At 59.6% G+C, this 12,948-nt stretch carries 10 protein-coding genes; 5 read left to right on the top strand and 5 right to left on the bottom strand.

The features are described from left to right. Position 1 precedes the first annotated feature (1 nt). The 4 genes from OHL23_RS02180 to OHL23_RS02165 are packed head-to-tail and all read left to right on the top strand — an operon-like array spanning position 2 to position 4,054. The gene (locus OHL23_RS02180) at positions 2-1,021 is read left to right on the top strand and encodes an anti-sigma factor family protein (RefSeq protein WP_263350133.1); all 1,020 of its coding nucleotides are present in this window, start codon (positions 2-4) and stop codon (positions 1,019-1,021) included. Beyond that, positions 1,009-1,974: a B-box zinc finger protein gene (locus tag OHL23_RS02175; RefSeq protein ID WP_263350132.1), complete on the top strand. Its 966-nt coding sequence runs from the start codon at positions 1,009-1,011 to the stop codon at positions 1,972-1,974. The genes OHL23_RS02180 and OHL23_RS02175 overlap by 13 nt, the downstream gene beginning before the upstream one ends. Next, on the top strand, positions 1,971-2,381 hold the full coding sequence (locus OHL23_RS02170) for a hypothetical protein (RefSeq protein ID WP_263350131.1): 411 nt from the start codon (positions 1,971-1,973) through the stop codon (positions 2,379-2,381). The genes OHL23_RS02175 and OHL23_RS02170 overlap by 4 nt, the downstream gene beginning before the upstream one ends. Then, positions 2,381-4,054, top strand: a complete 1,674-nt coding sequence (locus OHL23_RS02165) for a DUF4097 family beta strand repeat-containing protein (protein ID WP_263350130.1) — start codon at positions 2,381-2,383, stop codon at positions 4,052-4,054. Before OHL23_RS02170 ends, OHL23_RS02165 begins: the two co-directional genes overlap by 1 nt. Positions 4,055-4,139: 85 nt before the next feature. On the opposite strand, the gene cmk is transcribed toward OHL23_RS02165, so the two are convergent. The 4 genes from cmk to OHL23_RS02145 all read right to left on the bottom strand — a co-directional run bounded on the left by cmk (position 4,140) and on the right by OHL23_RS02145 (position 9,458). Further along, entirely contained in the window at positions 4,140-4,877 is a 738-nt protein-coding gene (gene cmk, locus OHL23_RS02160) for a (d)CMP kinase (RefSeq protein ID WP_263350129.1), read from the bottom strand. Positions 4,878-4,894: 17 nt separating this feature from the next. Then, on the bottom strand, positions 4,895-6,796 hold the full coding sequence (locus OHL23_RS02155; protein ID WP_263350128.1) for a hypothetical protein: 1,902 nt from the start codon (positions 6,794-6,796) through the stop codon (positions 4,895-4,897). Between the two features lie 189 nt (positions 6,797-6,985). After that, positions 6,986-9,046: a DNA mismatch repair endonuclease MutL gene (mutL, locus tag OHL23_RS02150; RefSeq protein ID WP_263350127.1), complete on the bottom strand. Its 2,061-nt coding sequence runs from the start codon at positions 9,044-9,046 to the stop codon at positions 6,986-6,988. 178 nt (positions 9,047-9,224) lie between these two features. Further along, positions 9,225-9,458 carry a hypothetical protein gene (locus tag OHL23_RS02145; RefSeq protein WP_263350126.1) on the bottom strand — a complete coding sequence of 78 codons (234 nt, stop codon included), beginning with the start codon at positions 9,456-9,458 and terminating at the stop codon, positions 9,225-9,227. A gap of 434 nt (positions 9,459-9,892) precedes the next feature. Between OHL23_RS02145 and OHL23_RS02140 the strand changes: the two genes are divergently transcribed. Then, positions 9,893-10,891, top strand: a complete 999-nt coding sequence (locus tag OHL23_RS02140) for a hypothetical protein (protein ID WP_263350125.1) — start codon at positions 9,893-9,895, stop codon at positions 10,889-10,891. A gap of 230 nt (positions 10,892-11,121) precedes the next feature. On the opposite strand, the gene pyk is transcribed toward OHL23_RS02140, so the two are convergent. Next, positions 11,122-12,636 carry a pyruvate kinase gene (gene pyk, locus OHL23_RS02135; RefSeq protein WP_263350124.1) on the bottom strand — a complete coding sequence of 505 codons (1,515 nt, stop codon included), beginning with the start codon at positions 12,634-12,636 and terminating at the stop codon, positions 11,122-11,124. Positions 12,637-12,948: the final 312 nt, after the last annotated feature.

Genomic DNA, 12,948 nt, shown 5'->3' with positions numbered 1-12,948 from the left:
CATGGCAGAGAAAATCAAGGACCGGGCAAACATTCCGAACTCTCCGGCCTGTGGGCTCTGGGAGACGCTGCTGGTAGACGCAATGGATGGGCTGCTGCGACCCGAAGATGAAGCGATCTTCTCCAGTCACATGGCCACCTGCGCCTCCTGCGCGGAAATGTTTGAACAGGTTCGGCGAGGCCGGGAATGGTTGGAATTCCTGGCCCCTGAGCCAGAGGTTCCGGCCCATCTGCTGGACAGGATTCTGGTGGAAACCGGCCATGGAAAGCTGGACTCTAGAAAACTGGACCCAGGCAAGCTGATCCTGGCGGGAGGCCCTGCTTCTGGTCTCGGCGCTTCGGGAAACGTGCTCACCATGACTCCGGTATGGCAGCGGCCTGGGTTTGGCGCAAGGATGCGCCGCTTTGCCGAGCCTCGCCTGCTGATGACCGCGGCAATGGCATTCTTCTCCATCGCCCTTACCCTGAGCATGACCGGTGTGCGCATCTCCAGTTTCAAAATGGCCGATCTGAGACCGGCTTCCGTGCGTTCTCTCTTGGAAAAGCGCATCATGACCGCTTCCACGCCGATCATTCGCTACTATGATCACCTTCGCTTTGTGTACGAGGTGGAGTCGAGAATGCGCGAGCTGCGGCGATCCACGGAAACCGACCAGCAAAGCCAGCCAGCCGACCAGAACAAGACCCAACCCAGCGCTCCTGCACCCGCAGGTTCAGGCGGCGACGGTCAGACGCATCGTAAGGATGGTGGCTCCAAACTGAACCCTAATGCTGCTCCACAGCAGACGGTCAACCCCCCAGCCCCGCTGTGGAGCGGAGACACAATTGTGGCGCAGCTTGAAACCGGGCTGCTCCCACAACCCGGGATTCTGGCGACATCCCAGGAAGCAGATTTGAAAAGCAAGGGCTTAACCACACACAGAGAGGTATCCAGCGCGACCGGGACAGAGACGGTCGTAGCTGGTTCAATCGCGAAACACGTGTTGGCAATGCCGGAATGGAGCATTTCATGCATTGCGTAAATCATCCCGAAAAGGATGTTCAATCCTATTGCCAGCACTGCGGCAAGCCTCTCTGCGCAGACTGCGTGCGAACCACGCCCAGCGGCCAGATCTTCTGCGAGACCTGCATTGTCGCGACCGGCGGCAATCCAACCGGTCCAGCAACTGGTCCAGCCTGGACGGGCGCAACCTATCCAGGGAATCCCGCCTCCGGATTCGCGGTACCGATCAGCGGCGGTCCAAATCCTTCGGCTGCTGCGCTACTGGGCCTGATTCCCGGCGTGGGCGCCATGTACAACGGCCAGCTTTTCAAGGGTCTGATTCACGTTGTGATCTTTGCCGTGCTGGTGTCGATTACCGATCACTACGGGATCTTTGGCCTTTTCATCGGAGCCTGGGTTCTCTATCAGTCCTTCGAGGCCTACCACACCGCCAAAGCGCGGCGAGACGGCCTTCCGGTGCCAGATCCCTTCGGGCTCAACGAACTGGGAAGCTGGCTGAATATGGGAGGCTCGGGCCGCTCAACAGGCATTCATCCGGGCGAGAATCCCCCCGCCCCTCCAGCCGCAACCTATGCGCAGACAGAGCCGCCGCCTTATAACGCCCCATATAGCAGCTCATGGAGCGATCCCGCGCCTGGTGCCGGTCCAGGCTTCGGGTCCGGTTTCGGACCAGGCCCGATTCCTCAGCAGCCGCCTTATACCGATCCGTTCACTGGACCGAATCCCGGAGCGTACACGGAGAGCTATCCGCCGGGCGCCATTCCGCCGATTCCTCCAGTTCCGCCCTACAACTGGCGTCGTCGTGAGCCGATCTTCGCCTTCGTCCTGATTGGCCTTGGAATCATCTTTCTGTTGCAAAGTCTCGGATTTGTTACCCATCTCATGCATTACATCTGGCCGCTCATGCTGATCGGCCTCGGTGTCTGGCTGATTGTGCGCCGTGTTGGCTATTTACAAGGAGGTTCCAAATGAGCCGATATTTCATTGTTTGCCGTTTACGCTGGCCGGCGCTGCTTTTGTTGACAGGCATCATTGCCTTGCTGGACCAGATGGACATTCTGACCTGGGGACATGCCTGGCCGCTGTATCTGATTCTGCTAGGCGTCCTGGCGTTGGCCGAGCGAGCCGCGCTGGCTGCTGAACCGCCCGCAGGCTATCCCTACGCCGCGGGTTATCAGGCGGCTGGCTACGCCCCCGGTTACGCTCCTCCGGCCGGAGCCTACGCAGGCTCACCGGCAGCGCCATCGACCAGCCAACCAGTTCAGCCGGCTTCGACCGGCATTGTTCCGGCGCATACGGACCTCGAGATTCAGAGCACCGATCCGGATAACACTCCGGGACGCGAGCCGCGCAAGAGCTGGGAAGAGGAGGGACGCTAATGGCCAGCACACAACCACCTCCCGGAGGCTATCCTCCCGGCCGTCCGCCCGGTTCGCCGTCGGGACCACCGCCTTATGGAGCCCCGTACACCGGCGACCCGCGCTACTACTGGCGTTATCAGAAGGAGCAAAACAAAGCAGCCTGGCGCGCCCAGCGCGATATGTGGCGGGCGCAGCGCGATGCTCTTCGCGCCCAGAACCGTGCAATGCGAGTGCCTTCCGTGGCCGGGCCGATCGTTCTCATCTGCGTGGGCATCATCGCACTTTTGCTGATCTCGGGGCGCATGGACGCCGACCAGTTCTGGAACTGGTACGGCCACTGGTGGCCGCTGTTGCTGATCGGCATTGGAGTTGTCGCTCTCGCCGAGTGGGCCATCGATCTGCGCCGCGACAATCCCCCGGCCCGCCGCTTTGGTGGTTATTTCGGAATCATCGTCCTGCTGGTGATTGTCGGCATCTGCGCCGCAGGATCGCACCGCTTCTGGGGTCCGTTGCGCGCCGAGTTCGGCGACAACAACGATGACTTCTTCAATGCTCTCGGCGAGCCGCAGCATGACATGGATCAGGCCGTGCTGGATACCAAGGTCCCGGCCAACGCGCAGATTGAGATCCAGAACCCGCGCGGTGATGTCAGCATCTCTTCCGGCGACGACGCCAATGTCTCGGTCAAAGCTCATCAGGTGGCCTTTGCAAGCTCCGATGCCTCGGCGAAGAAAATCTTCGATGCCCAGCAGGCGCATGTGACCGTCAGCGGAAATGCCGTCCTCGTCAAAGTGGATGGAAACTCCAGCGGCCGCACCAACCTCGCTATCACGGTTCCACGCTCGGCCTCCGTCAACGTCACCACGGGACACGGCGGCCTGACCGTCGCCGGATTAAGCGGGAACGTGGACGCCCAGGTACAGCACGGCGACATGGAAGTGACTGCGATTCAGGGCCACGTTCATGCGCGGCTTTCCAATCACGGAGACCTGTCCGCCCATGACATTCAGGGCGACGTCACGGTAGAAGGCGATGGCGGCGATCTGACCATCTCCGACATTCACGGCAAAATCACCCTGCAAGGTGACTACACCGGAGACACGCACGTAGAACGTGCCGATCAGTCGATCCACTTCCACTCCTCGCGAACGGAACTGGATTTTGCGCGCCTTCCCGGCGATATGTCGCTGAACGGCGACTCGCTGCACGCGACTCAGGTCGTCGGTCCGGTCCGCGTGATTTGCTCGCGCTCCAAGGACATCGAGTTGAGTCAGGTCTACGGCGATGCGCATATCGAGGATCACGATGCGCGCGTCGAGTTGGACATGGCTGGTTCTTACCCGGTCGAGGTCAAGAACAACAAGGGCGATGTCGAGGTATCGCTTCCGCCGAACGCGTCGGAATCCGTGGAAGCCCGAACGCACAATGGCGATATCGTCTCGGATTTTCCTCTCTCGATCAGCGGAGACGAAGACAAAACCATGACCGGAACTATTGGCAAGGGCGGTCCGAAACTCACGATGTCGACCGAGCACGCCGACCTTCGTCTGCATAAAGGAGATGAAGCGCCGCCAATGCCCACGCTCTCAGTCGCGCCAAAGGCGCCCGCTGCACCCAAGGCTCCGGCTGCTCCAACCGCTCCACATCTGAAAGCCTCAAAAGGCGAAGAAGCAACCCCGGTCACGCAATAAGGCAAATAAAGGCTGAAAAGAGCAGAATGCCGGAATTCTCGCAAGAGGATTCCGGCATTCTGTTTCTGTACTCTAATCTCGTTCGTTAGGCTTTCGACGGCTCCAATGCAAGCTTTTCCGTGACGATCGCTTCGACCTTTCCGACAACTTCTTCCAGACTCATATGCGTCGAGTCCAGCAGAACCGCGTCGTCAGCGGGTTTCAGCGGAGAATCGGCTCGATTGCGGTCGCGCTCGTCGCGTGCGCGCAGCTCGCGAATGACTTCCTCGGGCTGCACCTCGGCCGCGGCTGCCGAGTCCATCTGGTCGTATCGACGCAGTCCGCGAACCTCCGGAGCAGCGTCGAGGAAGATCTTGACATCGGCATTGGGAAAGACCACGGTCCCGATGTCCCTACCCTCCATGACCACCCCACCGGCAGCACCCAGGTCCTGCTGAAGGCGCACCATCCAGGCGCGAATTGGTGGGTGAACGCTGACCCGCGAAGCACCATCCGTTATGCGCGGCTCGCGTAACCGTGTCGTGACGTCAACGCCATCTAAAAAAACAAGATTGCCCTCGCCCGTCGGTTCCAGATAGATGCTGGTGTTGGCCGCAAGAGCGAGCAGCGCAGGAAGATCTTCGAGTGAGGCGTTCGAAGCGAGTGCTTTCAGCGCAAAAGCGCGATACATCGCTCCGGTTTCCAGGTTAAGAAGGCCAAAATACCGTGCCAGATGGCGGGCAATCGTGCTTTTACCCGCGCCCGCCGGACCATCGATGGCGATGATCGGGCGGCGGGTTTTGGGTGCTTTTTCTGAAGGAGTGAGACCAGCTACGGAGTTCATTCGCTCGGAATCATCCCTCATCCGCGCCGTTTGGATGCAGTTGGATGAGCCGATTTCGAATGCGATTTGGCTCCGGAATGGGCGACCGTCTTGGAAGCCGGTTTTGGAGCCTGCTTCGCCTGCCCGGAGAAGCTGTACCGCTTCGCTGCGCTGGCCGCTGGCTTGCGGCTTGAGCTGTCTGTCGAAGCTCGCTGGCCGGTAGCCGGATGGGACCCGGAGCGAACGGTGGAGCTGCCATTTCGCGATTCGCCGCGAACTGCTTTCGCACCTCTGGCTCCGCTTGCCGGGCCGGATTTGAAACCGGACGCGGAGCTGGATTTCGCTCCTGCTGCGCCTTGGCTTCCGTTCCTGTTGCCGGGGCGCGTCACGACGCTCTTTTCGCCGTGACCGTTTGCGCCATTCTGTCGCGCCGTCCAACCATCATGGGCCGGTTTGGAGCTACCATTCGACCCATTTGATCCGTGTGCGTGTCCATTCTTCGCGCTTGCAGAGTGGGCAGGCTTGGCCGGATGTGCGCCGTTTCCGTTGCCATTACTGCCGAAGCTGCCATTGCGCGCCGGACGGGAAGGTCCGCTGGCGCTGCGTGAGTTGCTGCCGTTCGCAGCAGTGCTCCGCGGCATGGGCGCGCGACGGCGGTCGCCGCCCGTCCCGGAACGAGACTCTCCAGAGCCCAGGCCGGTGCGGTTGCGCTCTCGCGGATGCGCAGCGCCAGCCGTTCTGGCCGGGCGTGGCCGCGGCGTGGCTGACTTCGCCGAGGGCTGAGGCTTGGCAGAAATGGCCGAAGGACGAACTCTGGATTCAGCTACAGGTTCCGCGGCGAGCTCATGGCTTAACTCGTCGTGCCTCGCAGAAAGGGACAGCTCCCCGTTCTGGTGTTGGGCGATGGACGCTGGCAGGGCGGTTTCCGAAGTCTTCCTGGCCGCAAGGTGTCCATTTCCAGGCGCAGGCTCGTGCAGATCTTCGTCGTGGTCGTGCGCGTGGCCCAGATAGGAAGCAAGATAGGCGGAACTACGATAGGAGGGCAGGGAAGTGCTGATCTGGAAGCTGGGAACTGCAGGGAACTCCGGCAGAGTTCCCGCGACGTAGAACATCGGAGAATGGCCCATCGTGGTGGTATGCACCTGACGGGTTGCAGCCAGGCCACGCACTACCTCCCGAATCTTGCTGCGCGAGGTCAGCGGCGACAGGAACATCTCCACGTCCTCCATTGACGCTGCGATGACAGCCTGCAAATAGATTGAGGCAAGAACCGAGATTGCAGTGACCTGCGAGGTGGATGCGCCCTCAGCAATCGCCTTCTGGAAGCGCTGGCGCAACGGCTGCCACAGCGCCGGCGTGCCGACCTCGGGAACCACGGGAATGATACGCAACTGCTTCCAAAGCTCGTGGAGAGCACGCAAGACGGCTGCTTCCGTCACCTCGCGGCCGAGGGCATCGCGAATCTGCGTGGCGGACATGTTGGCGGAGTCGAGTTGCTTGGCGGTCTGAACGGCAAGCGGAGAAACCTGGCGCGACCCCGTCAACTGAGGTGAACGGCGCCAATCGCGGTCTCCGCGAAGAGCATAGATATAAGGCAGAACCCATCCGGCGACCACGTAATCGGGCTGATCTCCGGGCTGCCCGGCGAGATTGAGGCGAACAGCCACACCCTCGGCTTCCAGCCGGACCAGCAAGGCCTCGGCTGCCGCGATCAATTCAAGAGTCGGTTCGGTGGTTCGCTGGCCCGCAACTGCCTCTACGAAAGTAGGGGTGGCAGTGGCCGAGGTCAAAGTTGACTGGCCTGCCTGCGCGGAACGAGGAAGGAAAATACAAAGACCCGTCTCCTCGATCCAGGTACGGACATCCTCAATGCTGATTGCCCCGTGTCCGTTTTGGCGCATCCGTTCGGCGCGCGCTGCTTCCAACTGCTCTGCTGTCAAAGATAAACCTCATTTCCAGGCTGAATCGCAAACGCCGTAAACCACCCCGCCCAGATCCCGGTGAAATCAGTTCTCCGTTAGGGGACGGAGAAAAGCCGGGCATGGATTAGGCAGACAACGCAGACGATCTGGCGTACTTGCCGGGCAATTTCTCTCCCTTGGGAGTAAAAATGCCACCCTCCGGAGAATTTAGATTCTCTGAAAGGCCCGCTGGATCTCCTTCCAAGAATACCTCAAAGCTATTGGACGTCCATGGGGACAACTGGTAGGAAATTTAGTTTTTGATAATTCTTTTAATAGCCAATCCATTTTTTGGGATTCCAGAGGGGTGTTGACCTTGATCGCGGAGTGGCACGCAATGGAGGCGGCAATGCGCCCCCGCAGTGTCTCCAGGTCTTTGCGCTGGGCCGAGTTTGCGCCGGAACCCCCTGTCTGTTCAATCACTTCCGTCAGCATCCGCTCCAGTTCGCGACCCTCCAAACCGACAGGTGCGGCCTTGACAGCCAGCGTTCGGGGGCCAAAAGGCTCAGCTTCGAAGCCATTTTTCTCCAGTTCGTCGGCAATATCGGCAAAAACGGCCATTTGCCAGGGCTGAAGGTCAACCAGCAGAGGCATGAGCAGCCGCTGGCGCTGGATGGCTTCAACATCCCGGCTGGCCAGGATCTTTTCGAAGAGCACCCTCTCGTGGGCGACATGCTGGTCGATGATCCATAGGCCGTCGTCGTTGACCGCGAGAATGAACGAGTCGCGCAACTGCCCGAGAGGCCGGAGCGAGCCCAGGCTGTTCAGATTGGCCTGCTCCCGCTGGATCTCAACGCGGGTGGTCATCTCCGCCATCTGCGTCGCACCGTCTGCCGTCGGAACTGGTACCTCGTCCCCGCAGGAGGGGATCTGGGCTGTCGCCGCCGGGCTGAATAGCGCTGTCGCGGCAGCGGCCCAGTTTTCCAGCGTGGACTCGAGGCCAGGTTCAAGTCCGGGTTCATTGGTCTCTGGGTGAAATGGCAGCGGCCTCGGTAGAGGAGGCAAGACCGGCGGAGAAAGCTGGAAAGTCGCGTCCGGATTTCCGCCATTCTGGCCTGGCGGAATCGGCGCGTCTTCGGACGGTCGCGGCAGATGGGGGGCGGGCGACGGCATCAGGGTAGGCGAGGCGACAGGTGCGGAATCGAGCGCTGCCAGGAATCCTGCGGCCGGGCGCGAACTGACGAGGGCGGCGCGCAGGCTGTCGCGGACGAAGTCGTGAATCCGATTCTGCTGGCGGAATCGGACCTCGGTCTTGGCCGGGTGGACGTTGACATCGACCTCTTCGGGTGGCATTTCGAGAAAGAGCAGAACAACCGGAAAAGACGTGGGAGGGATGATGTTCCGATAGGCTTCGCTGATCGCGTGCAGCAGCAGGCGGTCGCGGATAAGCCGTTTATTGACAAAGATATAGATCGAGTTGCGGTTGAGCTTTTGCAGTTCCGGCTTGGAATAGAAGCCGCTCAGGCGCAGAGTTCCGGGCTCGCGCACCGGTTCATCCGGATTGCGTTTCCATGGAGGCGGTTCCGGCAGACCGGGGTGTTCGAGGGGGGCTTCGGCAGCGACAGGCAGGAGCTGGCCCAGCGTCTCCGCGCCAAAAATCTGATAGATGCGTTCGGCAGATCGGACCACTGGAGGAGCTTGCAGCAGGGTATGCGTGGCTGAGAGCAGTTCGAAGTGCTTGTCCGGGTGAACCAGGGCGTAATGCGTGACGAGCGCTGTCACGTGAGAGAGTTCGGTCGACTCGGCCCGCAGAAATTTCCGCCGGGCCGGAGTGTTGAAGAACAGGTCCTGGACGGCGATGGACGTCCCGGCGGGCAGGGCCGCATCGTCAACGGCCAGGATCTTTCCGCCCGCAATTTCTATGCGAATTCCGGAGGAGTCTGGCTCGCAAGTCTCTAATAAAACGCGAGATACGGACGCAATCGAAGGGAGCGCCTCACCGCGAAAGCCCAGCGTCGCGATGGAGAGCAGGTCGTCTGCGGTGCGGAGTTTGGAGGTGGCGTGACGCTCGAAGGCGAGCAGAGCATCGTCGCGATTCATGCCATGGCCGTTGTCGGTGATGCGGATCAGCTTGCGGCCGCCTGCTTCGACCTCGACACGGATGCGAGTGGCGCCGGCGTCCAGCGCGTTCTCCAGCAGCTCCTTGACCACTGAAGCTGGCCGGTCGACGACCTCGCCAGCGGCGATCTGGTTGGCCACCTGGTCAGAAAGAATGCGAATGCGCCCCATAGCTCTTCAGAGTATCGCAGGGCACAACGCAGCCTGTGGAACACAGGTACAACACAATTCGCCAGAGATCTTATGTAATTTGCCGGATTGTTTGTGTCGATTGCGGGATTTCTTACATAGATTGCCTGACAAAGACTGTTGCCCGTTTCATCCAGGGCAGTCGGACCTAGACTCGGACTTAGAAGTGGAAGAAATTCTTTCGGAGCGCGTCTTCGTAGGCACGTTTCGCGGCCTTTGCTTTGCTTCTCGCCGCTTCCTCCCGATCGTGCACGTGTTCCCAGGCGTCGACGTCGGCGATGCTATGGTTCACCGAAGCCAACGCTTCTTCCTCACGGATGACAGCGACCCAATCGTCTACGGCTGCCTTGTAGGTGCTCTGCATCTCGTCCAGTTCTGAAATCTCAACGGGCATGGCTTGCTTTGTCCTCCAGCGCGCAAGTGTAGGAGCGGAGTGTGAATGGATGATGTATTTAGAAAAGGTCGGAGCGTTCTCCCCTATGGTCCTGTCTATGGCCTTGTGGCACGAATGAGGGGGCAGTCGCGTGCAAGGACATGGAAACGAATCGCGGCTTCGAGAACCAGTGTTGTATCAAGAAGCTTTTGCGACTGTGTGGGTTAGCGATCGCAGTCGGGCAGTGGGTCAGTTTGAAAAAAGACCGACCCTCAGGGGCTAAAGCCCTTTTATATTGCTGGGCTTAATGTACGGGCTGAAGCCCGTACCCTTCAAATTGACTCACCACCCGCAGTCGTTATGGGTTGATGTTGATAGCTCAAATGTGATATAATACTAAAGAACCTTCACGCTGCAGACGCGACAGGGATTCGATTCACGCGCTAGGAGGCAAGATGGAGGATGCGGTGCTTTATGCACTTACGCGGGAGGGTGTGAAGCTCCCTGTTATCGATGTAACTCACCCGGCTTTTGCGTTGAGCACAAGTGATGCTGAACTGGCTGCTCTGTCTAAGCAATATGTTTTCGAATCGATGCAAGCAGGTGAAATTTCCGCACCACTCCGCGAGGCCTTGAAGCGGTCGAAGTTTGGGAGTGCTCTTATGGCTGCATCGGGAAGTTTTCTACCAGGTATGGCAACCTATCTTTTGAAATTGGGCCCCGATAATCTTGCGGCGGATACAAGTCCGATCGATCGTCGTATCGCCGCATCGTTCCCTGCTTTCACGACGCGTCTCCGTCTTCAGGATATGGCGAATCTGCTTGCGGACGGGATTCTGCGTCTCCGCTTTGACGAACACCGAATCGATCAATCTGGACGCGCGCTCCATTTGATCAATATTGGCGGCGGAGTGGCGGCTGATAGCTGGAATGCACTGCTTTGTCTTCATGCGCGGGACTCCGCACTGCTGGCGTCCCTGGAAATTGTGATCACGGTGCTGGATATTGATACCGAAGGCCCGGCATTTGCGCATCGGGCGATTGAGGCGTTGTGTGGACGCAGGGCACCTCTCAGCGGCCTGTCCGTCGCTTTTCAGCATTTCGAATTTGAATGGTCCAGGGTGGGCAGGTTGAGGCAGGTTCTCGAAGATCTTAGGGCCACGAGCGCGGTTTGCGCTGTCTCTTCAGAGGGTGGTTTGTTTGAGTATGGCTCGGATGGGGAAATCGTTTCGATCCTGGCAGCCGTTCATGAAGGAACTGCGGCCGATGCCTTCCTTGTGGGGTCGGTGACGCGGGATGGCGACGTTGTCCGAGTTTCGCAGAGGACCAATGGAATAGCCACGCGGCCCCGCACGCTCGAAGCGTTCCAGTCACTCGTCAAAGAGGCGGGCTGGGTCGTGCAACGAGTGATTGAGAGACCGTTCAGTTATAACGTTCGGATGGAAAAAGCTTAGGAATTGGCGGTTCGCGACGGATTGCATCTGGGCCCACATACAATCCCATGTTACGAAAGCGAGCCCTGGGTACTCCCAATGTCAATTGTTCAGAGCTGTGCCGCGCCCGGAGGATTCTACGAGGAGAAGTTAGCTGGGTGGAGCGCTGAATGAAGAGAGTTCAGCGCGGCGGGCGTGAGTCTCCGCCCAGGTCAAAGTGGATGGACCTGGGCGGCTCTGATCGAGCAAACCTACACGCTGACCGGGACAGCGGTGGGGTCGAAGAAGGTGCGGTGAATGCGGTCGCCGAGCTTGTGCAGGCGAAGGAAGTTGGTGCTGCCGGATTTGGTGCCGGTTCCAGCAATGAGCGCGATGATTTCGCCCTTTTTGACGTATTTGTACTGCTCAAGCAGGGTTTCCGCCAGTTCGACCATGGCTTCGGTGGTCTGCACCTTGGCACAGTGGACGGGGACGACTCCCCAGAGCAGGTTGAGGCGGTTGATGGTGACTTCGATCGAGCTGAAAGCATAGATAGGAGCGCTCGGCTGGTATTTCGACAGCTTGATGGCGGTCGCGCCGGATTCGGTGAAGATGGCGATGCCCTTCAGTTCGAGGTCTTCGGCAGCGTGAGCAGTGGCTTCGCAGATCGTCTCGGCGACTGAGAGCGTTTTATGGCGCGGGCGGACGAGCGCGGTGCCGTCGGCTCGGGCCGCCAGGATGTTGTCTTCGGCTTCGGCGACAATGCGGGCCATCATCTTGACGGCCTCTACGGGATAGGAACCCATGGCGGACTCGCCCGAGAGCATGACGGCGTCGGTGCCATCGTAGATGGCGTTGGCGACGTCGGAGACCTCGGCGCGGGTGGGCCGTGGGTTATCGATCATCGATTCGAGCATTTGTGTCGCGGTGATGACGGGCTTGCGGTAGTCGGCGGCGCGGCGAATGATGAGTTTCTGGAGCGCGGGCACTTTCTCGGGCGGAACTTCGACGCCGAGATCGCCGCGGGCGACCATGATTCCGTCGGCAACCTGGAGAATGGCATCCAGATGTTCGATGGCCTGGGGCTTTTCGAGCTTGGCGATGATCCAGGTAACTCCCCCGTAGGCAGCCACGCGATTGCGGACCAGATTGATATCTTCCGCGGTTCGGACAAAGGAAACGGCAATGGCGTCGACTCCGGCGCGTAGCGCGAATTCGAGATCGACGTCGTCCTTTGCCGTGAGAGACGGGACGCGGACGGCGATGCCGGGCAAGTTAATTCCCTTGTTTTCACCCAGCTTGCCGCCGTTGATGATCTCGCAGATGACATCGTCGCCATCGATCTGATGGACACGCAGTTCAATCAGGCCATCGGAGAGCAGAATGCGCGAGCCTTCCTCGACGTTTTGTGCCAGAGTCTTGAAGGTTGTGCCAACGAGGGCCGCAGTGCCTTCGACTTCACGCGGCGTGATGGTGATTTTTTCGCCGGCTACCAGCATCACCGGCTTGTGATCCACCAGCTTTGAGGTGCGGATCTTGGGTCCTTGCAGGTCGCCGAGAATACAGAGCGGCTTGTGCTCCTCGCGGCTTACCTTGCGAATCATCTGAATGAGTGCGAGCTTTTCCTCATGGGTGCCATGCGAGAAATTGAGACGAACCACATCCAGGCCGGCGCGAACCAGTTGGCGAAAAACCGGCTCGGTATTCGAAGCCGGTCCGAGGGTCGCCACAATCTTGGCACGTCGCTGCAGATGGGATTCGGTAAAGCTAAGGTTAGCGGTAGACATCGGTAACACTCCAGAAACTTGATAAAAATCCGTTAAATGACATTCGGGGAACGATTCAGCGAGGACGGCCGTAGTCGCCGCATCGCGCTGCACTGCATTTCAATCTACGGGCGCGGGAAAACCGATTGACCATTACAAAAGCAAGGGTCGGATATCGACGGCTTCAACCCGCTCAATTGTACAGGAGGCGCCTGTCGTAGCCGTCGCCGGGGACAGGGTTGAACGCGCGTAAAGTTTTCGGGCGATTCTGGCCGTCCTGAGCGAAGCGGGCGCAAGTGGATTGGCAACAAAGGGGTTGACGGCAAAGGGCTT

This window comes from Acidicapsa acidisoli (assembly GCF_025685625.1).
GTDB lineage: Bacteria > Acidobacteriota > Terriglobia > Terriglobales > Acidobacteriaceae > Acidicapsa > Acidicapsa acidisoli.
This window is presented reverse-complemented; position numbering and strand designations above follow the sequence as displayed.